Below are 20,452 nucleotides of genomic sequence, written 5' to 3'. Positions count from 1 at the left end.
GAGGGTGGTGACGCGGGAGGGTGGCGGGCGCCAGAGGGCGCGCCGGGCAACCACACAGATGGGCGATGTTGTTACCCGAAAGAAGTACATACGCGCCGAATGGCGGGGCCCGGGTGTCCGGTGAACCTACCTTCGGACGGGTGACGACGCGTATCGAAGGGACGCCGGGCGCCGCCGGAGTGCGGACCGGCGCCGGGACGCGGGCCGAGGCCGTGCTCGCGGCGTACGACCGGCAGGTGGACGGGCTGTTCACCTACTGCCTCTCGGTGCTGTGCGAGCACGACGCCGCCGCCGACGCCCTGCGCGAGGTCCGCGCACTGGCACGGCGGCACGGCACCCGGCTCGCCGAGCCCGGACTGCTCCGGGCCTGGCTGTTCTCGCTGGCCCGGTACTGCTGCCTGCGGCGGCTCGCGGACGGGGCCGGCCGGGAGCCCGACCCGGAGCTGCCGGAGGCCGAGGCGGCCCGGCGGCGGCGCGAACTGGCCTCGCTCGCCTGGCCGGAGGCGGCCGGCACCGACCCGGAGCAGCGGGAGGCGCTGGAGCTGTCGGTGCGGCACCGGCTGACCCCGCTGGAGGTCGCGGCGGTGCTGGGCCTGCCGTTCGAGCGGGCCCGGGCGCTGCTCGCGGGCGCCGAGGCGGAGGTGGCCCGGACCAGGTCGGCGCTGCTGGTGCTCGGCGTGGGCAGCTGCCCGGAGCTGGACCGGCTCGGCGGGGCCGGGGCGGAGTCCTGGCGGGACTGGGTGCTCGGGCCGGCGCTGCGGCGGGAGCTGGTGCAGCACGTGGTGGACTGCCCGACCTGCCGGGGGACGGCGGAGCGGGTGGCCGGGGAGGCGGCGGAGGGCCCGGCCGGACTGTCGGGCCTGGCGCTGCTGACGGCGCCGGCGGCGGAGGTCGCGTTCCCGCCGGTGGCGGGCGGCCCGGCGACCGGGGCGCGGGGGGTCGAGCCGGGGCTGCGCTTCGACCAGGGCGGCTTCCCCCGGCACCGGGCGCCGGACGCCGGCCGGGGGCTGGCGGTCCGGCGGCGGGTGGTGACCACCGGGGTGCTCGCGGCCGTCCTGGCGGCGCCGGTGGTCGCGTTGTGGGCCGGGCACCGGGGCGGCGACGGGGCGGGGGCGGCGGCCTCGGTGTCGGCGGTGCGGGTGGACGAGGGCGGACGGCCGGGCGGGCAGCGGCCGCAGTCGGGGGCGGCCGACGCGGGCGGTGCCGGGGCGGGGCGGCCTGGCTCCGGGGTGCCGGGGCTGGAGTTGGCCGGGGCCGGGCCGGGCGGGGGCGGGGTGGGTGGTGCAGAAACGTTGCTGCCCGGTTTTCCGCGGCTGAGCTTTCAGGGCCCCGCCGTCCCCGTGCCCGCCCGGGGCGCCACCCCGCTCGGCAGCCCCACCCTGGTCGCCGCGCCGGCCCCGCTCGCCCAGCAGGCCTCCGCGCCCGGCGGCGGGGCCGACGACCCGGCCGCGGGCGGGCTGCTCACCGTCGAGGCCGGCGAGTACGGCAGCCGTACCGTCCTGACCCTCACCAACTCCGGTGCCACGGAGATCCGTTGGCGGGCCGTGACGGACGCGGGCTGGCTCCGGCTCAGCCGCGACTCCGGGACGCTCGCCCCCGGCCAGCGGATCACCGTGATCGTCACCGTGGACGAGGACCTGGCGCCCGACACGCACTGGACGGCCCGGATCGCGCTGCCGCCCTCGCAGGCGGTGGTCACCCTGGAGGGCGGGCCGCACAACCGGGGCGGCTCGGCCTCCTCGCCGCCGGAGCCGTCCGGCACGGCGACGGCGCCCCCGACCGGCGGGCCGAGCGGCAGCGGGGGGACGAGTGCTCCCACGTCGGGGGCTCCCGCTCCGGGGGCTCCCACGACCGGACCGTCCGCGAGCGCCACGGCCGCGCCCTCGCCCGCGCCGTCCGGCGGTCCGGCGACGGGGGCGCCGTCGACGCCCGCCGGGTCGGGCTCGCCGTCCGGGGCGCCGACGCCCTCGGCCCCCGCCTCGGGAGCGGCCACGGCCTCGCCGCACCCGGGCGGGACGGCGGCGGCCTCGCCCGCGGGGCGGTAGCGCGGCGTCGGGCGTCGGCGGCAGCCCCGGCGGGGGGCGGTGGTGGTCAGTCCACGCGGACGATCGGCGGCACCTGGTAGCTGCCGTCCAGGACGGCCGGTTCGGGCTGGTAGATCCGGATGATCGGGCGGAACTCGCCCGCCGGGGTGGGCAGCCAGTTGGCCGCCGCCGTCGCGTCCTCGGGCTGCTCGTGCTGGAGGGTCACGGTGAGCGAGCCGTCCGCGCCGTACACCAGGCCGGGGGTGCGGTCGCCGATCGAGTAGCGGTCGATCGGGTTCTCCACCAGGTAGTAGTCCGGCAGCGCGTACATGGTGACCGACCAGAACGCCTCGGCGGGCGGCGGCTGGTCGAAGTGGAGGGTGTAGCGGTGCGCGCCGCTGAGCGGGCGGCCGTCCGCGTCGTCGTAGGTCATCGCGTACGAGGCCTCGTAGGCGTGGTTGCCCCAGAGGCCGGCCCGGGCGGCGGCGGCCCGGCTCAGGTAGGCGGCGCGGCGGTCCGGGATGCGCCACTCGGGGTCGTCCAGGGTGCCGGGGCCCAGGTGGTCGGAGTTGTAGTCGAAGAGGTGCAGCGCGCCGCGCCACTCCCCGAGCGGGTGCTCCTCGGCCGGGCGGGTGGCGTCCTCGACCCGCTCGCGGCCCGCCGCCAGGCCCTTGACCAGGGCGAACGTCCACTGCTCGGCGGCCGCGCGGTACGGCGAGGCACCCTCGTCGAGCAGACCGAGCGGGGCGAACCGGCGCTGGTACTCGATGTCCGGCGCGGACGGCGGGAAGGCCCGCATCCAGACCCGCAGGCGTTCGAAGAAGGCCAGCCGCTCGGGGACGTCCGGGTCCGGCTCGGGCAGGCCGGCCACCAGGCCGCCGGGCTCCAGCGGGCGGAGGGTGAGGCCCGCCTGGAGGGCCCGGACCCGGGGCAGGTCCTCCGGGCCGGCGCAGGCGAAGCGGCCGACGATGGTGCCGACCGTGGTCGGCAGCTCGATCACCCGGGCCGGGTCCGGCGGGGTGCCGTGCCAGTCGGGCGGCACGATCAGCCAGGTCTGCTCGCCGGTGCCGGTGGCGCGGCGGCCGAGGTAGGCGGTGTTGGCCGTCCAGGCGTCGATGAACTGCAGCACGTAGTAGGCGCCCGCGGCGTCCGCCACGTCCAGCACCAACGGACCCTCGGAGAGGTCGAGTTGGGCGATCGAGTAGATGGTGTCGTTGTTCACCGAGACGAAGTGGTCGCCCGGGCCGGCCAGCCGGGTGGCGTGGCTGAAGTGGTTGAACCCCGCTGCCGGGAGGGTGCCCAGACCGCCCCGGGTGAAGCGGTCGACCATGGTGAGGCCGGCGACCAGCGGATAGCCGTAGACGTACGCGTCGGCGGCCAGGGCCTCCAGCTCGGGCTGGGTCATCGGGGGTCCTTCGCGCGGGAGGGACGGGGATCGGCGGGACGGCGGGACGGCGCCCGAACCGGGTCGTACGGGCGGTCGTTCGAGTGGTCGTTCGGGTAGCCGCACCAGCAGTCGTACGAGTAGTCGAACGGGTACAAGTGGGATGCTAAGGGCGGCCGGGTGGGGCGGCATGCCGAGCGCCCGCGCCGCCGGCGGCCGGATCTGCTCAGCGCTAACCCGGGCTCGCGGCGCCGTCCGGCGGGGCAGGCTGGCGGCATGAAGATCCTGCTGCTCGGTGGCTCGTCCTTCCTGGGCCGGGCCTACGCCGCCGAGGCCCTCGCCCGCGGCCACCACGTGACCACCTTCAACCGCGGCCGCAGCGGCGGCGACCTGCCCGGGGTCGACGCCGTCCGGGGCGACCGCGACAGCGCCGAGGACCTCGCCCGGCTGGTCGACGGCCGAAGCTGGGACGCCGTCGTCGACACCTCCGCCCAGCAGCCCGCGCAGGCCGCGCTCTCCGCCCGGCTGCTGCGCGACCGGGCCGCGCACTACACCGTCGTCTCCTCCGTGCACGCCCACGCCGACTGGGCCGTCCAGGTGATCACCGAGGACTCGCCGCTGCTCCCCTGCCCCGCCGACACCCCGCCGGACCAGCCGTTCGGCCGCGAGCTGAAGGCCGGCTGCGAGCGCGCCGTGCTGCGGCACTTCGGCGCCGAGCGGACGCTGGTCCTCAGCAGCGGGCTGCTCGTCGGGCCGTACGAGATCGGCGGACGGCTGCCCTGGTGGCTGGAGCGGATGGCACGCGGCGGACGGGTGCTCGCCCCCGGCGACCCGGGGCGGACCATGCAGGTGATCGACGTCCGGGACTTCGCCGCCTTCGGGCTCGACCGGCTGACGGCCGGGGCGGCGGGCCGGTTCCTCACCACGGCGCCGCCGGGACTGCTCACCTTCGGACAGTGGCTGGAGACCTGCCGGCAGGTCGCGGGCGCGCCGGACACCGAACTCGCCTGGGTGGACGACGCCGCGCTGCTCGCCGAGGGGCCGGACCAGGTCGCACCCTGGCTCGAACTCCCCTTCTGGGCACCGGACCTGCCGGACTGGGCGCACGTCTGGCAGGTCGACAGCAGCCGCGCCCGGGCCGCCGGGCTGCGCTGCCGCCCGTTCGCCGAGACCGCGCGGGACACCTGGGAGTGGCTGCGCACGCGCGGGCCGGTGGACGACACGGACGCGGAGGGCCGCAAGGGGCGGCCGGACGCGGCGTTCCGGCAGGGCATCGAACCGGCCAAGGAGCAGCGGCTGTTGGCCGCCCTCGGGTGACGCGCCGCCGGGGCGGGAGGCCGGCCCCGGCGGCGCTCAGGGTGTGCGATCGGCGCGTACGCAGCTCAGTGCGTGCGGCGTTCAGTGCGTGCGGCGTTCAGTGCGTGCGGCGTTCAGTGCGCGCGGCGGGTCACCAGCGCGGCGCTCAGTGCGTGCGGCGGGTCACCAGCTCGGCGAGCGCCAGCAGTTCGTCGGCCGCGGACGGCTCCGGCACGGCCACGGCCAGCTGCGCCATCGCCGCGGCCATCCGCTCGCAGGACTCGCCCTGCGCCCAGCCGCGCCCGCCGGCCCCTTCGACGGCCGCCGCGCACTGCGCCAACTCCTCGGCGCTCAGCGTGCGTTCGAGGACGTACAGCTCGGCGAGCCGCCGCCCCTGCGGGGTGTCGGAGCCCAGCGCCGCCACCACCGGCAGCGACTTCTTGCGGGCCACCAGGTCCGCGCCGACCGGCTTGCCGGTCACCGCAGGGTCCCCCCAGATGCCGATCAGGTCGTCGATCAGCTGGAACGCCAGGCCGATCTGGCGGCCGAAGCCGTCCATCGCCTGCGCCGCCTCCTCGGATCCGCCCCCGTACAGGGCGCCCATCGCGCAGGCCGCGCCGAGCAGCGCGCCGGTCTTGGCCTCCGCCATCGCCAGGCACTCGGGCAGCGAGACGTCGTCCCGCCGCTCGAAGGCGCAGTCGATCTGCTGGCCCTCGCACAGCTCGACCACGCAGTCGGTGAGCCACCGGATCGAGCCGCGGGCGGCCGGGTGGGCGTCCTCGGCGAGCAGGCGCAGGGCCAGCGAGTGCATGGCGTCCCCGGCCAGGATGGCCTCGGTGGTGCCGAACACCCGCCAGGCGGTGGGGCGGTGGCGCCGGGTGTCGTCCCGGTCGATGACGTCGTCGTGCAGCAGGGTGAAGTTGTGCACCAGCTCCACCGCCGCCGCAGCCGCGACGGCGTCGCCGGGAGTGCCGCCGAGCGCCTGGGCGGCGGCGAGGACCATGGCCGGCCGGATGGCCTTGCCGGAGGGCGCGCTGGCGGGCGAGCCGTCCGCCTCCCACCAGCCGAAGTGGTAGCCGGCGACCTTGCGCATCGCGCCGGGCAGCGAGTCGACGGCGGCCCGCAGGACCGGGTCGACCAGGCCGCGGGCGCGTTCGATCACGTCCGCCGCGACGGCGGCGTCGCGGTGCTCGCTCCCCTCTTTGTGCTCTCGCTCCAGCGTGGGACTCGTCATGGGTTTCTCCCGTGGACGCCGGCGCCGGGTCGGTCGGGACCCGGCGCCGGCTGTCGTTTCGTGGGCGGCCGCGAGCCGACCGGGGCGGCGCTCGTCCGGCCGGCTCGCGGGGGGGGTATCGGCGAATTCCGCGCGCCCGTCAGCGCTGCGCGATGTCCACGTTCTCCAGTACGCCGACCGCGTCCGGAACGAGGATCGCGGCGGAGTAGTACAGGCTGACCAGGTAGGAAATGATGGCCTTGTCGTCGATGCCCATGAAACGCACCGAAAGGCTCGGCTGGTATTCGTCCGGAATTCCGGCCTGGTGCAGGCCGATGACACCCTGGTTGTCCTCGCCGACCCGCATCGCGATGATCGAGGTGGTGTGCCCGCCGACCACCGGAATCTTGTTGCACGGGAAGATCGGCACCCCGCGCCAGGAGCTGACGTGCTTGCCGTCGACCTCGATCGTGTCCGGGTAGAGGCCGCGCCGGTTGCACTCGCGGCCGAAGGCGGCGATGGCCTTGGGGTGCGCGAGGAACATCTTGGTGCTGCGGCGGCGGCTGATCAGCTCGTCCATGTCGTCCGGGGTGGGCGGGCCGGAGTGGGTCTGGATGCGCTGGTCGTAGTCGGCGTTCTCCAGCAGGCCGAACTCCGGGTTGTTGATCAGCTCGTGCTCCTGGCGCTCGCGCAGCGCCTCGATGGTCAGCCGGAGCTGGTGCTCGGTCTGGTTCATCGGCTGGTTGTAGAGGTCGGCGACCCGGGTGTGCACCTTGAGGATCGTCTGCGCGACGCTCAGCTCGTACTCGCGCGGCTTCAGCTCGTAGTCCACGAAGGCGCCGGGCAGCTCGTACTCGCCCTCGTGGCCGGCGGAGAGGTCGATCGCCGCCTCGCCGTGCTTGTTCTGCGCCTGCTGGAAGCCGTTCAGGTACTCCATGATCTGCAGCTGCAGCGACTCGGAGCGGTCGTGCAGTTCCTGGAAGGACGGCCAGGCGAGCACCATCACGGTGCCGGACGTCGCGGCCCGGACGGTGTACGGCCAGGAGCCGTCCTCCTGCTGGAGCGCCTCGTCGCCGAGGTGGTCGCCGTCCGCGAGGGTGCCGACGACCGTCTCCTCGCCGTACTTGCCGGTGCCGAGGCGGTCCAGCTTGCCGTGCGCGATGAGGAAGACCTCGCTGATCGGCGTGCCGGCCGAGACCAGCACGTCGCCCGCGCTGAACTGCCGCTGCACGAAGCGCCCGGCCAGCTCCGTGAGCACCGCCTCGTCCTCGTAACCGCGCAGCACCGGCACCTCGGCCAGCGTCTCCGGGATGACGCGCACCTCGGAGCCGGTCTTGGCGAAGCTCACCCGGCCGCGACCCACCGAGTGCCGCAGGCGGCGGTTCACCCGGTAGGTACCGCCGGACACCTGCACCCAGGGCAGCTTCCTGAGCAGCCAGCGCGGGCTGATGCCCTGCATCTGCGGCGCGGACTTGGTCGTCGTGGCGAGGTTGCGCGCGCCCGCCGTGCTCAGACTCTGCTGCTGACGGATTCCCGACTGCGCATCCGGCTGCGCACCGGGCGCAGGATTACCGGCATTGGTTTCGGTCGACATAGGGGGAGCCCTTCGCATACCCGATGAAACGTCGCCTGCACATTCATGTTGCAGCTTCATGGTGGGCCCGTTCGGCGGCACTCCGCAATCACTCGTTCGAGTGGTTCGGAATAACCGAACAAATAGTATGACTCGATCACCCGATCGAAATGAATTCGATGACTCATTCGAAATCCCCCGGGTGCCGGGCGACCCCCGAGCGCCCATCCTGCCCCATCGACGCCCCCGCCCGCGCCTCCCCTTGACAGATCGGGCCGCCGTCCTGACGGATCGACAAGCCCCCTGCTACAGCGGGCCGTTCCAGTCCAGCGTCGGCTCCAGCACCCCCTCCAGGGTGAGCAGCCAGCGCTTCACCTCGATCCCGACCCGGCCGCCGCCGAAACCGCCGATCCCGTCCGCCGCCACCACCCGGTGGCACGGCACCAGCAGCGCGACCGGATTCGCCGCCATCATCTGCCCGACCGTCCGGGCCGCCAGCCCGGGCTCGGTGACGTCCTCGAACACCCCGCTGCGGGCCGCCAGTTCGCCGTACGTGACGGTCCGGCCGTACGGCACCTCGCGCCAGAGCGTCTGCAGCACCGCGCGGTGCGGGCCGGAGCTGCGGCTCCAGTCGATCGGCAGGCCCAACTCCCGGCTGCGGCCCGCCAGATAGGCAGTGATCCGCTCGGTGACGAGGGACACCTTCGACGCGTCGGTGCACGGCGGCAGCTCGTCGGCCCGCCCGCCGTAGCCGGCCGCCGCCACGCCCTGCGGCGTCACCGCGATGTGCATCGGGCCGCTCGGCAGCGGCGTCTCCACGGTCAGCCAGGACATCGACCAGGACTGCGACACGTTCGGGCCCCCACCCTCCGCCGGGCCGGCCGCCGGCCACCGGCCGGACGCCCGGGGAGCGTGCGCGCGGTGCCCGCTCCGCGCGCCATCGTACGGCGGGTCGGGCGGTCGGTCGCCGGGCCGCGGGACGGCCTCAGAGCCGCCCCTTCAGCTCCGCCGAGACCGCCCGCGCCCAGTGCGACAGTTCGGCCCGGTCCGGCGCCCGCCCCTCGCAGAGGACGGCCAGCTGCCCGTCCCCGATCCGGTTCGGGCCGGGGATCTCCAGCAGGTACGCCAGCTCCGCGAGCACGGTGGCGAGCCGCGCCGCGTCCCGGTGCTCCATGGCGACCGCGGACTCGTGATGGCTGATGGTGAGCGAACCGGGCATGGCGGACCTCCTCCGAACGCCCCCGCCCCTCCACCGTACGGCCGCCCGCCGCCGCGCGCCCGCCTGGCGGCGGCGGGGCCGGGCGGGCCCCGCGCTCAGGCCTCCCACGGCGGGACGGCGCGGCGGCTCTGCGGGAGCAAGTCGTCCAGGGTGGTGGCCAGTTGGGGCAGGGCGGGGCGGGTGGCGGGATCGAGGCGCAGGCAGCCGTCGATCGCCTCGGCGAGCGGCGGCGGGAGGCGGCGGGCGGTGCTGACCGGAGGGATCGGGCCGGGCGGGCGGTCCTCGGCGGGGAGCGCGCCGGTGGCGGCCTCGTAGAGGGTGATGCCGATGCCCCAGACGTCCGTCGCCGCCGTGAGCTCGGCACCGTCCGCCTGCTCCGGCGCGAGGTAGCCGTCCGTGCCGACACCCGGGCTGCCCGGGCCCGGCGGGCGGGCGATGCTCAGGTCGAGCACCTTGGCGAGGCGGCAGTCGATCACGATGTTGGAGGGCTTGAGGTCGAGGTGCAGCAGGTTCTTCCCGTGCAGGTAGCGCATCGCCGAGCAGAGGTGCAGTCCGAGCAGGGCCAGGTCGGTGGCGGCCGGGCGGCGCGTGCGGCGGTCCAGGAGGTGGGCGAGGGTCTCGCCGGTGAGGGTCTCCAGGACGGCGTACGGCTGCGGGCGCTCGCCGGTGCCGTAGCCGCGCACCAGGTGCGGGTGGGTGAACTCGGTCAGCCAGCGGCCCTCCCGGAGCAGGCGCTCGCGCAGCTTGCGGTCGCGGCGGCGGTCGGGGCGGAGCACCTTGACCACGCAGCGGCAGTCGCGCTCCTCGCTCCAGGCGTCGTAGACGTCCAGCCAGCCGGTGCGGCACAGGTGGGCCAGCACCTGGTAGCCGGGGGCGACGGCCGTTCCGGCGGGCAGGGGCTGCCGGGAGCTCATCGGGAGGCCTGCGACTGCGGGAGGGGCGCGGGCGGGGGCGCCGGCCGCGGGGGCGCGGGCGGGGGCGCGTCCGGCGCGGGATCGGCCTGGGCGAGCCGGACCAGCCGGGCGTAGCCGTCGTCGCGGGCGAGGAGTTCGGCGTGGGTGCCGCAGGCGGCGACGCACCCGTCGCGCAGCAGCACGATCCGGTCGGCGTTCCGTACGGTCAGCAGGTTGTGCGAGATGATGATCGTCGTACGGCCGCTCATCAGCCGCCCCAGCGGCTCCAGGATCCGCCGCCCGGACTCCGCGTCCAGCCCGGTGGTCGGCTCGTCGAGCAGCAGGACCGGCGCGTCCCGGACCATCGCCCGGGCGATCGCGATCCGCTGGCGCTGCCCGCCGGACAGCAGCCGCCCGTGCTGCCCGACCACCGTGTCGTAGCCCTGCGGGAGCCGCCGGACGAACTCGTCCGCGTCGGCCGCCTGTGCCGCGGCCACGATCTGCGCGTCGGTAGCGCCCGGCCGCCCGTACGCGATGTTCTCCCGGACGGTGCCGTGGATCACCAGGGTCTCCTGCAGCAGCACCGCGATCCGCTCCCGCAGGTCGGTGAGGGCCAGCTCGCGCAGGTCGAAGCCGTCCAGCCGGACGGCGCCGCGCTCCGGGTCGTAGAAGCGCAGCAGCAGCTTCGCGGCCGTCGACTTGCCCGCCCCGCTCTCCCCCACCAGCGCCACCGTCTCCCCCGGCTCGGCGCGGAAGGACACGTCGTACAGCGCCACCCGGGTCGTGCCGGGGTAGCGGAACCACACCCCGTCGAAGGCCACCGCACCCCGCCCCCGGGGCGGCCGCAGCGGCACCGGCGGATCCGCCACCTGCGGCCGCTGGTCGAGCAGTTCGATGATCCGCTCGGCGGCCGCGGCGGCCGAGTAGAAGCCGTTGCTGAGCCGCGAGATCCCCCGGATCGGGCCGTACAGGCGCCCCAACAGGGCGACGAAGACCAGCAGTTCGCCGAGCGTGAGGCGGCCCCGGGCCAGCTCCCAGGCGCCCAGGCCCAGCACGACCAGCGCCCCGACCAGCTCCAGCATCTCCACGATCGGCGCGAACAGCGCGCGAAGGCGGGTCGCCGCCATCGTCGCCCGGAACCGCGCCAGGCTCTCCCGTTCGAACCTCTCCTGCTCCCAGCCCTGCCGGTTGTACGCCTGCACCAGCGCGATGTTGCCCAGCGTCTCCTCCGCGAGCGCGCTCACCGAACCGCTGCGCCGCCGCCGCTCCCGCGACGCCGCGCGCACCCGGGCCGAGAAGCGCCGCGCGGTCAGCCAGAACAGCGGCGCGACCAGCAGGGCCGTCGCGGCGAGGTCCCAGCGCAGGTAGAACAGCACCCCCAGGAAGACGGCCAGCTCGGCGACGTACGCGACCGCGTCCAGGACGCCCGAGAGCAGGAACGTCTCGACCGCCTCGACGTCCGCGGTCAGCCGCGACAGTACGTCGCCGAGCCGCCGCCGCTCGAAGAAGCCCAGGGAGAGGCCCTGCAGGTGCCGGAACACGTCCGACCGCAGGGCCAGCAGGAAGCGTTCGCTGACCCAGGCCGAGGTCGTCTCGTCGGCGAAGCGCAGGCCTCCCGCGGCCAGCGTCAGCCCGGCGTACCCGAGCGCGATCGGCAGGAACAGCCCCAGCCGGTGCGGCACCAGCACCTCGTCGACGACGACCTTGAACAGCCAGATCGCGGCCGCGTCGACCACCGGGCCGAGGAGGACGAACCCCAGCAGCAGAGCCAGCCAGCGCCGTCCCCCACGGGTGTAGGGCCAGAACCGCCCGAAGGTCCGCCGCAGCGGCACGGCCGGGGCCGGCGCGACGACCGGGTCCGCCCGGCCGTCGCCGTCACCGGTGTCCACGGCCGTCGGCCGCCGCAGCGACCACACGTGCTTCGTCCCGGCCAAGGACCATGACCGGTCCGTCCGTCGTCAGTGCCGCGAATGCGTGCCGCGGCGACGACGCCGGTCGGCCGTCTTCGAGGTCCTGGTCTCCTTGCCGGTCTTGGTCCGCTTCCGCGGATGCCGCATCGCCGGCACCAGGTTGGCCAGCATGCTCATCGCTGCCACCTTTCTCTCGAACGCACCCCCACCGATGGGTACGCACGCAACCCCGGCGACGCTCACCCGCCCGCACCCCTTCCATCACCTGATGCCAGAGGTAGGCGGCGGAGTCGGACGACCGCCTCAGGACGTCCCCGCCTGGAACCGTCTTCACGTCCGGAGCTCTGTCACAGTAGGTCAAGTCCACCCGGTGGTGACCTCGAAAACGACGGAGCGAGGACGACGATCCGCCGGCCGCTTCTGGCACGCCCGTGGCACGGCCCGAGTAGGACCCCAGCAACGACGAAGGGCCAGTTCGACCGGGATCACCCCGGCGAGCTGGCCCTTGGCGCTGCGAGCCCCCTGTCGGGTTCGAACCGACGACCCCCGCTTTACAAGATCGAACGCGGCCTTCGGGGACCGGCCCGAACACATCCGTGCCGCCGAATCAGCGTGTTCACAGGGGCGTGCGGGTGTGTCGGCATCCGGGCGTGTTGATGTCGGGGAGTGATGTCAGCGTCTCCCGGGGGCAGCCCCCTGCTGGGCGTCCGCACGGCCGGGGCCCGGCAGCACGAAGCTGTCGGGCCCCCGCACCGATCAGGCCGCGACGCGCAGGGTCTGGTCGGTGAATCCGTGCTCCGCCGGGCCCGCGGCGCGCTGGGCCAGCCAGCCCGACACCCGCGGGCCGCCGTTCACGGCGCCGCCCTCTCGCACCGTGCGTACGTGGGTGAATCCGTGGTCCAGGTAGTACTGCTGCAGACGTTCATTCGTGGTCCAGGCATCCAACCGGAGCCACACGGCCCCCTCGGTGGCGGCACGCTCGCTTGCCCAGTTCAACAGGCGTCCGCCGACATCGCGGCCGGCGTAGGCGCGCGACACGGTCAGCTTGTTGACGAATCGGGACGGTTCGGCGAGTTCGTCGTCGTTCCAGAGCCCCGGCTCGGCCTCCGGCGTGACGGTTATCGTTCCGGCCGTCTCCGCGCCGTCTCGCAGCATGAAGACTGTGCCCGCGTCGATCGTGGCCAACAACTTGTCGGCGGGGTAGTCGCGACTCCACTGGTCGCTGCCGAGGGACTGGAGCCAGGCAGCTGCCTCGCGGCGAGCGGCGAGCAGGTACTCAAGGTCGGCAGGCTTGGCGGTTTCGATGATCACTTTTCGCCGCCCAGAGCAGTCAGGTCGCCGATCTCGTAGTTCATCTCGTTCAGGTCTCCACGGAGCGTCGTGACCGTGAAGCGGATCGGCTTGTCTACCGAGTAGCCGGTGCGGCGCCAGACGAGCACCGGAACGCCGTCACCGGTCTGGAGCAACCTGCTCTCCTCGGGCGTGGGCATCCGGGTCGAGATGGCATCGAAGTAGCCCACCTGTTCGACCTCGATTCCGGCCAGGTACCGAGTCGTCCCCTCGTCGATGTCGCCAGGCTCCGCCAAGCGCGGAGCCCTCTCGACCAGCCACATCGGGTAGTTCGTGGCCTGGGTCGACCACGGCACTCCGTCGACATAGCGGTGACAGAACCGCAGGACCGTCGTCGCACCCTCCGCGATCTGAAGCCGCTCAGCGACCTCGGCGGATGCGGGCTGCATCTCGACGCGAAATTCCTGGTGCGGCCGGCGCCCGGCCTGCGTGACGTCGGTGTTGTAGGCGTCTCCGTTCTGGGGGAAGGTCAGGTTCTCGAAGCGCGAGGCGTTCAGGCTGAAAACCTCGTGCGACCTGACCTCGTAGCCCAGCCCTTGACTGGGAGCGACAAGGCCCTCGGACACGAGCACCTTCAGGCCATTGCGGACAGTGTTCCGGGAGGCGTCGAAGCGGTCACAGAGCTCGCGCTCGGACGGCAGGCGGGCACCAGGTGCGAAGGCTCCAGAGCTGATCTCGCTCCGGAGGATGTCGGCCACGCGACGGTACAGCGGCTGGGTGCTCATGCCTCAATCATGACGCATCCAGTCAACTGGTTCCTACATGTTGAACCAATGGGCTTGACGATCGCGCTCCGTGAGTGCAGCATCATGTTCAGCAGCTTGTACCTACCAGTTGAGCCAGAGGCCCAACAGGGACAAGATGCACGTGATGGGTCACGCCCAAAACGGCGTGACCTGCACGGATGCGACCCGCAGATGTCGGGGGAAGGCGGCCAGCCGCACGCCCTACGAGCCGCGTGGATCGCAGGTCCTTGAGAACTCAACAGAGTGCTGATCAAGAACGAGTGTCTTTGGTCCCCGATCCGCGCCACCTGTGGCGGGTCGGGGGTCATGGCTGCTCGTGATGTGACGAGTGGCCGAGCCCGAATGCAACGGGCCGCCGCGCTCCCGGCCAAGGAACGCGCGGCGGCCCTCGGGCTCACTCACCCACGATGAAGAGGTGAACCCGTGAAGTCGATTGTTGCAGGTCAATGGGCCGGTTCGGCCCTGGAGTTCGCTGAGCTGGCGCTCGGCATCGACAGCGCGCCGTTCGACGCGTTGTTCGGTGGCGTGGCCGGTGAGAGCGCGACCGAGTACGCCGCCCGTACCGACGTGGCCCGTGAGGTGCTGGCGGAGCTGTGGGAGGCGGACCCGGAGTCGGCGAAGGTCGCGGCCGAGCTGCTGCGGACCGCCCCCGTCCCGCTGCGCCGCCAGCGCGCTGCCGGCCGCCGGCCGCGTTCGGGGGTGGCGGCGTGAGCGGGCTGAACTTCCGCACGGAACGGCGCACGGACTGGCACTTCGATGTCCGCTCCGGGATGACGACTCGCAACCCCATGCCGGAGCTGCCGCCGGGGGTGTCCGTCACCGGAGCCCTGGACTTGCCGGTGGACGAGCTGCGGCGGGCCCTGGCGACGCACGAGGCCGGCCACGCCGTGGTCCTGCTGCACTTCGGTGCCCCGTTCGAGCGCGTCTACATCCGCGACGACCTCGGCGTGGCGCCCGACCACGCTGGAAGCGGCGGCGCGGTCGTCCTCGGGACCACCTGGTCGACCCCGCTCCTCGACGGCCTGACCATGCTGGCCGCCGGCGAACGGGCCCAGGACCGGTGGCTGCGCGAGAACGGCCGCTGGAACGCCAAGCGCGGCTGGGTCACGGAGCTCGCCGCCATTGGCGACCGCCGCGACATCTACGAGGCCGTGCAGGACGCCTTCGACGAGGACGTCACCTTCAACACCGGAGACGACCCCTGCCGGGACCTGGCCGCGTTGCACAACCACACGGACGCCCTGCTCAACGCGCTCTGGGGACAGGTCGGCCGGATCGCTGACGCGCTCACCCGGCACGGGGCGTTGACCGAAGCACAGGCCGCCGAGGCGGCCGGGTTCACCACCGATGGTCAGAAGCCGAAGCGGTGGTGGGGACGGTGAGCCGCGCCGGGAAGGGGTGGCTCATCGGGGGCCTGCTTGCCGTGGCCGCGATGGCGTTCCGCGTCTCGTGGAACGCGCTGCGCGACGTCGCGTCGGCGATCGGGGCCGACCCGACCGCCGCGACCGTCTACCCGCTGGTGGTCGACGGGCTGATGGCGCTGGCGTTGGTGGTCGCGCTGGCGCTGACCGACAAGGACCGCAAGTTCGCCCTGCGGGTTCTGGCTGGGTACACGGCCGCGTCGCTGGTGCTCAACTACGTGCACGGCTTGGTACCGACTCTGCATGGCGGCGGTCGGACCCGACTGGCCGAGTGGGCACCTGCGCACTGGGCCCTGGTCCTGCTCGCGTCGTCGCTGCCGGTCGGGTCGATCTACTTCGGGTCGGACCTGGTGGCGAAGGTGCTGCACGCCAAGCCCAAGGCCGACAAAACAGACCAGACCATGATGAATCGGTCGGGGTCTGACCTGCCCGAATCCGAGACGGCGGAGCCGGACTGGCCGCTGTACGGGTCGGCCGACCAGGGACCCGCCCCGGACCCGACCGCCCCGCCGGTCGAGCCGACCGGGCCCCCGGCCGAGCAGGCGCCCGCCGAGCCGACGCGGAAGCCGACTGCCCCGGTGGCGGCCCGGCCGCGTCGGGCGACCGGGGCCGTCCCGCAGTCGGCCCGGACGACCCGACCCAAGCGCACCGACGCCGAGTTGCTGGCGCAGGCGCGGTCGGTCACGGCCAGCTGGCCGGACGCCGAGCTGACCGCCGACCGGATCCGCGCCGCCGTCCGCACCTCCGCTGAGCGTGCTCGGGTCCTGCGCGACACCCTCACCGCCGAGCGCGCTGCTCGGGCCGGTGTCGCCGAGTCGGAGCGGCCCGCCTTGCACGCCGTGCCCGACCCGGCCCCGGCCGCTGACAGTCCGGCCGACACCGCCACCGACATCCCCAACTCCCTTGAGGAGCAGGCATCGTGACCACCATCGCCACCATCGACAGCGCCACCGCCCAGGTCGACGCGGCCGGCGCCCTGCTCGCCATCCTCACCGCCCACCCGAACCTGCCCGCGCCCGACGTTCGTCTGGCGTCGATGAAGGTGCCGGGCACCCACGACTGGACGTGGGGGCTGAACATCGCCCTCCACAGCCGTCTCGACCAGTTCGAGCAGTGGCGGGCCGCCCTCGGCCTCGACCCCGCCGGCGTCGAGCACCTGCAGCACGGCACGACCGCGTGGCTGACCGTCACCGGCACCCACAGCGGCGCCCCGGTCGTGCTGTACGGCTACTACGACCTCCGCTCGGACGCCGAGCGGTGAGCCGCCCCCGTCACTGGGACCCGGACGGCTCCCGCCACGGCGGCACGCCCACCTACCCGTGGCGCATGGCGCCGGGTGGCCTCTTCACCCGCCACCAGCTGCGCGAACGGGGCCTTCGCCCCGGTGGGCAGGACGTGGTCGCCCAGATCATGTGGCGCTCGCGCCGCAGCAAGACCGGCGTGCGGGTCGCCTACCTCTACCGGCTCGACCGGGCCAAGCCCGTGCGGCCGATGACCCCCGCGAAGACCGCCGCCCTCACCAAGGCCAACCAGGCCCGCCGCACCTGCCCGCTGTGCGGCAGGGACGCCGGCTACGTGCTCCCCGCGCACCTCGGCACCTGCCTGACCTGCGCCGACAGCACCGACCTCGCGGCCTGAACCCACCCCTTGGCCTGCTCTCCCGCCACGCGAGCAAGGAAACCCCTGACATGACCCTGACCAGAACTCCGCCCCTCATCCCCCCGATCACCAGCGGGGACCGCGCCCACGCCGCCGGCGGCGCCGCTCGCCTGCTCGCCCGTCTCGTCGGCGCGAAGGGCGGTGCCCGGTGAACACGCACAAGCAGGTGCCCGGGCTGGGCATCGCCCGCCTCGACGGCGGCGGTCTCGCCTACCGTCTGGCCGACCCGCTGACGATCGACGCGGTCGGCGGCCTGGCCCGGCAGTCGTGGTGTCACCGCCTGGAGGTCTGCGACGCCTCCAGCGACGGCCGGCGCCCCGCCCAGTTCCGCGCGATCTGTGAACTGAACGGCGAGCCGTTCGTCCTCATCGGCCGGATCGGGGAGGGCGCCTGATGTTCGGCCTCGGCAAGAAGCAGCCCGACCAACCCCAGTCCCGCCAGCAGCGCAGGGCCGCCGACGTCCGCCGGGCCGACCGCGCGGGCCAGGCCTGGGAGGACGCCGGACGCCGCCGCGAGTACGAGCTGGCCCGCCCCACCGTCCGTGCGCCGCGCGCCTGGTGGCGCTCCTCCTGACCTCTCCCGGGCCCGGTCTTTCCGGCCGGGCCCCCTACCTGGAGAACTCCATGGACTGGCTCCTGAGCCTGATCTACCCGATCCTCGCGGTCGGTGCCGGCGTCGCCGTGTGGCTCCTCCGCCGGGAGGAGAACCGGTGACCACGCCGCCCCCGCCCCCGAACTACGCGCCCACCGCCGGCCTAAACACCACCTGGTGGGACCAGGCCTCCGCGACCGTGTGGACGCCCGGACGGATCGCGTCGGCCGAGGACACCGCCCGCGCCACCGTCAAGGCGCTCGACCACCTCAGCCGGACCATCACCGAGACCCCCGAGGACCGGCGCCGCCGCCTGCGCGAGGAGGACGACCAGCGCCACGCGGCCGCGGGGGAGACGCCCCGCCAGCGCGCCGCCCGGCACCGGGCCGAGGACCGCGCCCGCCAGCGCCGCGCCTCGATGCTGCACCGAGTGGACTCCGGCGAGCGGGCCCGCCGGTTCCGCCGCTGGATCACCCTCACCGCCCTGTCGGCCGGCACCGGGTACTCGGTCGGCCTGGTCCAGTGGACCGACGCCCAGGGCATCGGCGCGTACGCCGTGCTGGCCGCCGGATGGGCCCTCGACCTGCGGATCCGGCGCGACGCCCACGGCCACCTGACCCGGGTCTCCGAGGTCCGCGGCGCCGTCCGCCTGCCTCTCCTGGTCCTGGTCCGCGTGCCGGTCGCCTCCGCCCTGGCCGCCGCCTGCCACCTCGCTCCGCTGCTGGCCGCCACCGGCCGCCTGATCAACCACCACTGACACCAAGGGAGTTGCTGACATGTTCGGAGCCATCGGGTCCGGCGGCGCCATCCTGCTGATCGTCGTCGCCCTGTTCCTCCACAAGAAGGGCGGCGGCAAGCTCAAGCCCGTCAAGGACCACCACGTCATCTACTGGGGCGCCGCCCTCGGCCTGCTCGCCGCCGGGGCCGGCCAGGCCCTGGCCCAGCTGAGTACCGTGGCCACGACCATCAACCAGACGATCAGCCAGCAGTCCGGCGTCGTCGGCCCGATCGGCGCCGGCGCGGTCGCCCTACTGCTGCTGCTGATCGGCTTCGGCAGCAAGCCCGCCATGGCCAAGGACCTGATCGTCGGCGTCGCGCTGCCCGGCGCGCTCTCGGCCGCCGGCGGCCTGCTGGCCATCCCGGTGACCGTCCTCGCCTCCCTGCTCCACGGGGCCGGTGCCTGATGCGCGAGCTGCTCGAAGGCGTCAGCCTCCCCGTGTTCGCCGCCGGGAACCGCCGGATCATCAAGGCCATCAAGGCCCGCACCACCAAGCCCGAACCCGACCCGTGCAAGCACCCGGACCACGAGAAGAACCCCGACCACGCCGAGCACTGCCCCAGCCACCCCACGCCGCAGCAGCCCGCGGCCCCGGCCGAGGACGCCGAGCACCCGTTCGTCACGTGGGCGAAGCGGGTCGGCGGGACGATCGGCGCGCTCATCCTCCTCTGGCCGATCATGGGCAAGTGGGTGCCGCCCCTCGTCGGCGGGAGCCTCGCCCTGTGGGTGATCGCCGCGCTGATCGCCGGTCAGCCCACTACCGAGGACGACGACCAGGCCGACGACGACCAGCTCGACGAGGGGCCCGACGAGGAGCCCGAGGAAGGGCCCGAGGAGGACCCCAACCAGCCGCCCGCGCCGACCCTCCCGACCCCTGCCGACGCCCGTCTCGCGGTGGCTGTTCTGGGGGCCGCCGGCACCCACGTCGCCCTCACCGCCGTGACCGCCCACCTGGCCGCCGCACACCCCCTCTGGAAGCGGTCCAACAAGGCCGTCCGTGCGCTCCTTCAGGAGGCCCGCGTGGACGTCCGGGGAGGGGTGCGCGTGGACGGCGTCAGCGTGCCCGGCATCCACCACGACGACGTGCCCCCGCTCCCCTCCCCCTCCGAGGGCGCCCCTGGTGGCGTTGTTGTCGCAGGTCAGAGCAACAACAACAACCACAACAACGCCGAAGAGTGGGTCGGCCGAGAGGGGTTCCTCATGCGCGCTGACCCTGACAACCCCGCCCGCACGATCATCGTCCACACCGCCGACGCCGCATGAACCCCACCCGCTGAACCCATCCGGCGGTCAGCTCCCGAACAGCACGAAGCCCCACACCGGCCGCCTGATCTTGGCAGAGAGCCGACCGGTGCAGGGCCGTGCGTCCCAACGACGAGACGGGATCAGCATGCCCTCTCCCTTGCAGACCACGCCACCCACCCGATACCGGGCCGTCGACCTGTTCGCCGGTGTCGGCGGACTCGACCTCCACGCCCGCGAGTTGGGCATCCACGTCACCGGGATCGAGAAGAACCCGGACGCGTGCGCCACCCGCCGCGCCGCCGGGCTCGACACGATCCAGGGCGACGTGCGCCACCACGGGCCCGGCGACTTCCCCGACGCCGACCTGCTGCTCGGCGGGCCGCCCTGCCAGCCGTTCAGCGCCGCCGGCAACGGCGCCGGACGCCGGGCCCTCGGCGACATCGTCACGCTCGCCCAGCGCCTCGCCGCCCGGCAGGCCGTCGCCCGCCACGGCCACACCCCGGTGGACGACCTGATCAGGCTCCTACTGGAACCCCTGCGCTGGGCGCTCGACGCCCTGGACGCCGGTCGGCCTTTCGAGGCGATCGTGCTGGAGCAGGTTCCGGCCGTCCTGCCCGTCTGGCAGACCTATGCGGCGATCCTGCGGGCCGAGGGCTACAGCGCCGCCACCGGGACCGTGCGGGCCGAGCAGTATGGCGTCCCGCAGACCCGCAAACGCGCCGTCCTCATCGCCCGCCGCACCGGAACGGCCGCCCTGCCCGCGCCCACCCACCGGCTCTACGCCAAGGGCGCGCTCCGCACCACCGGTGACCCCGGCCTGCTGCCCTGGACCGCCATGGGCGACGTCCTGCCCGAGCGCGGCCGGTTCACGGTCGTCTCCAACTACGGCACCGGCGGCGACCCCAAGGCCCGCGGGCGCCGCAGCAGCGACGAACCGTCCGCCACCGTCACCGGCAAGGTCAGCCGCGTCCGGGTGCTCGCCGACGACGGCACCGAATCCCGCTTCACCTGGGCCGAAGCCGGCGCCCTGCAGTCCTTCCCCGCCGACCACCCGTGGCGAGGGCGCGACATCGGCCAGCAGATCGGCAACGCCGTCCCACCCCGCCTCGCCCACCACCTCATCACCGCCGCCATCCACGACTCCTGACGA

At 74.0% G+C, this 20,452-nt stretch carries 24 protein-coding genes; 14 read left to right on the top strand and 10 right to left on the bottom strand.

Features of this window, described 5'->3' with window-relative positions; genetic code table 11:
- Positions 1-140 precede the first annotated feature (140 nt).
- Positions 141-2,045, top strand: a complete 1,905-nt coding sequence (locus tag AB2U05_RS18550; RefSeq protein ID WP_369183787.1) for a hypothetical protein — start codon at positions 141-143, stop codon at positions 2,043-2,045.
- Between the two features lie 46 nt (positions 2,046-2,091).
- Here AB2U05_RS18550 and AB2U05_RS18545 read toward each other — a convergent pair whose 3' ends face one another.
- Positions 2,092-3,429, bottom strand: a complete 1,338-nt coding sequence (locus AB2U05_RS18545; RefSeq protein WP_045705501.1) for a DUF1254 domain-containing protein — start codon at positions 3,427-3,429, stop codon at positions 2,092-2,094.
- 255 nt (positions 3,430-3,684) lie between these two features.
- Here AB2U05_RS18545 and AB2U05_RS18540 point away from each other — a divergent pair, with 255 nt between their 5' ends.
- Entirely contained in the window at positions 3,685-4,725 is a 1,041-nt protein-coding gene (locus AB2U05_RS18540) for an NAD-dependent epimerase/dehydratase family protein (RefSeq protein WP_369183786.1), read from the top strand.
- A gap of 145 nt (positions 4,726-4,870) precedes the next feature.
- Here AB2U05_RS18540 and AB2U05_RS18535 read toward each other — a convergent pair whose 3' ends face one another.
- The 9 genes from AB2U05_RS18535 to AB2U05_RS18495 all read right to left on the bottom strand — a co-directional run bounded on the left by AB2U05_RS18535 (position 4,871) and on the right by AB2U05_RS18495 (position 13,587).
- Entirely contained in the window at positions 4,871-5,938 is a 1,068-nt protein-coding gene (locus AB2U05_RS18535) for a family 2 encapsulin nanocompartment cargo protein polyprenyl transferase (RefSeq protein WP_045705506.1), read from the bottom strand.
- 139 nt (positions 5,939-6,077) lie between these two features.
- On the bottom strand, positions 6,078-7,511 hold the full coding sequence (locus AB2U05_RS18530; RefSeq protein WP_369183785.1) for a family 2B encapsulin nanocompartment shell protein: 1,434 nt from the start codon (positions 7,509-7,511) through the stop codon (positions 6,078-6,080).
- A 285-nt stretch (positions 7,512-7,796) separates the two neighbouring features.
- Positions 7,797-8,342 (bottom strand): methylated-DNA--[protein]-cysteine S-methyltransferase, encoded by a 546-nt coding sequence (locus AB2U05_RS18525; RefSeq protein WP_369183784.1) that lies wholly within the window; start codon positions 8,340-8,342, stop codon positions 7,797-7,799.
- Positions 8,343-8,475: 133 nt separating this feature from the next.
- Positions 8,476-8,709, bottom strand: coding sequence for a hypothetical protein (locus tag AB2U05_RS18520; protein ID WP_045703983.1), 234 nt, complete (start codon positions 8,707-8,709; stop codon positions 8,476-8,478).
- 95 nt (positions 8,710-8,804) lie between these two features.
- Positions 8,805-9,623: a serine/threonine-protein kinase gene (locus tag AB2U05_RS18515; protein WP_369183783.1), complete on the bottom strand. Its 819-nt coding sequence runs from the start codon at positions 9,621-9,623 to the stop codon at positions 8,805-8,807.
- On the bottom strand, positions 9,620-11,536 hold the full coding sequence (locus AB2U05_RS18510; protein ID WP_369183782.1) for an ABC transporter ATP-binding protein: 1,917 nt from the start codon (positions 11,534-11,536) through the stop codon (positions 9,620-9,622). The genes AB2U05_RS18515 and AB2U05_RS18510 overlap by 4 nt, the downstream gene beginning before the upstream one ends.
- Before the next feature lie 24 nt (positions 11,537-11,560).
- Complete coding sequence (locus AB2U05_RS18505) at positions 11,561-11,689, bottom strand: hypothetical protein (protein ID WP_369183781.1); 129 nt, start codon at positions 11,687-11,689, stop codon at positions 11,561-11,563.
- A gap of 579 nt (positions 11,690-12,268) precedes the next feature.
- Complete coding sequence (locus AB2U05_RS18500) at positions 12,269-12,823, bottom strand: GNAT family N-acetyltransferase (RefSeq protein ID WP_369183780.1); 555 nt, start codon at positions 12,821-12,823, stop codon at positions 12,269-12,271.
- Complete coding sequence (locus AB2U05_RS18495) at positions 12,820-13,587, bottom strand: GntR family transcriptional regulator (RefSeq protein ID WP_369183779.1); 768 nt, start codon at positions 13,585-13,587, stop codon at positions 12,820-12,822. Before AB2U05_RS18495 ends, AB2U05_RS18500 begins: the two co-directional genes overlap by 4 nt.
- A 444-nt stretch (positions 13,588-14,031) precedes the next feature.
- Here AB2U05_RS18495 and AB2U05_RS18490 point away from each other — a divergent pair, with 444 nt between their 5' ends.
- The 12 genes from AB2U05_RS18490 to AB2U05_RS18435 all read left to right on the top strand — a co-directional run bounded on the left by AB2U05_RS18490 (position 14,032) and on the right by AB2U05_RS18435 (position 20,449).
- The gene (locus tag AB2U05_RS18490) at positions 14,032-14,319 is read left to right on the top strand and encodes a hypothetical protein (RefSeq protein WP_369183778.1); all 288 of its coding nucleotides are present in this window, start codon (positions 14,032-14,034) and stop codon (positions 14,317-14,319) included.
- Positions 14,316-14,990 (top strand): hypothetical protein, encoded by a 675-nt coding sequence (locus AB2U05_RS18485; protein WP_369183777.1) that lies wholly within the window; start codon positions 14,316-14,318, stop codon positions 14,988-14,990. Before AB2U05_RS18490 ends, AB2U05_RS18485 begins: the two co-directional genes overlap by 4 nt.
- Complete coding sequence (locus tag AB2U05_RS18480) at positions 14,987-15,952, top strand: DUF2637 domain-containing protein (protein WP_369183776.1); 966 nt, start codon at positions 14,987-14,989, stop codon at positions 15,950-15,952. The genes AB2U05_RS18485 and AB2U05_RS18480 overlap by 4 nt, the downstream gene beginning before the upstream one ends.
- Entirely contained in the window at positions 15,949-16,290 is a 342-nt protein-coding gene (locus AB2U05_RS18475; protein ID WP_369183775.1) for a hypothetical protein, read from the top strand. Before AB2U05_RS18480 ends, AB2U05_RS18475 begins: the two co-directional genes overlap by 4 nt.
- Positions 16,287-16,667, top strand: a complete 381-nt coding sequence (locus tag AB2U05_RS18470) for an RRQRL motif-containing zinc-binding protein (RefSeq protein ID WP_369183774.1) — start codon at positions 16,287-16,289, stop codon at positions 16,665-16,667. The genes AB2U05_RS18475 and AB2U05_RS18470 overlap by 4 nt, the downstream gene beginning before the upstream one ends.
- 50 nt (positions 16,668-16,717) lie before the next feature.
- On the top strand, positions 16,718-16,840 hold the full coding sequence (locus AB2U05_RS18465) for a hypothetical protein (RefSeq protein ID WP_369183773.1): 123 nt from the start codon (positions 16,718-16,720) through the stop codon (positions 16,838-16,840).
- Positions 16,837-17,082: a hypothetical protein gene (locus AB2U05_RS18460; protein ID WP_369183772.1), complete on the top strand. Its 246-nt coding sequence runs from the start codon at positions 16,837-16,839 to the stop codon at positions 17,080-17,082. The genes AB2U05_RS18465 and AB2U05_RS18460 overlap by 4 nt, the downstream gene beginning before the upstream one ends.
- Positions 17,082-17,261, top strand: a complete 180-nt coding sequence (locus tag AB2U05_RS18455; protein ID WP_369183771.1) for a hypothetical protein — start codon at positions 17,082-17,084, stop codon at positions 17,259-17,261. Before AB2U05_RS18460 ends, AB2U05_RS18455 begins: the two co-directional genes overlap by 1 nt.
- 136 nt (positions 17,262-17,397) lie before the next feature.
- Complete coding sequence (locus AB2U05_RS18450) at positions 17,398-18,036, top strand: hypothetical protein (protein ID WP_369183770.1); 639 nt, start codon at positions 17,398-17,400, stop codon at positions 18,034-18,036.
- 19 nt (positions 18,037-18,055) lie between these two features.
- Entirely contained in the window at positions 18,056-18,463 is a 408-nt protein-coding gene (locus tag AB2U05_RS18445) for a hypothetical protein (protein WP_369183769.1), read from the top strand.
- Positions 18,463-19,320, top strand: coding sequence for a hypothetical protein (locus tag AB2U05_RS18440; protein ID WP_369183768.1), 858 nt, complete (start codon positions 18,463-18,465; stop codon positions 19,318-19,320). Before AB2U05_RS18445 ends, AB2U05_RS18440 begins: the two co-directional genes overlap by 1 nt.
- Positions 19,321-19,447: 127 nt before the next feature.
- Entirely contained in the window at positions 19,448-20,449 is a 1,002-nt protein-coding gene (locus AB2U05_RS18435) for a DNA cytosine methyltransferase (protein WP_369183767.1), read from the top strand.
- Positions 20,450-20,452 lie beyond the last annotated feature (3 nt).

The organism is Streptomyces sp. Y1 (genome assembly GCF_041053115.1).
Lineage (GTDB): Bacteria > Actinomycetota > Actinomycetes > Streptomycetales > Streptomycetaceae > Kitasatospora > Kitasatospora rubellomurina.
The sequence above is the reverse complement of the archived record's forward strand: the minus strand, read 5'-3'. Positions and strand labels throughout refer to the sequence as shown.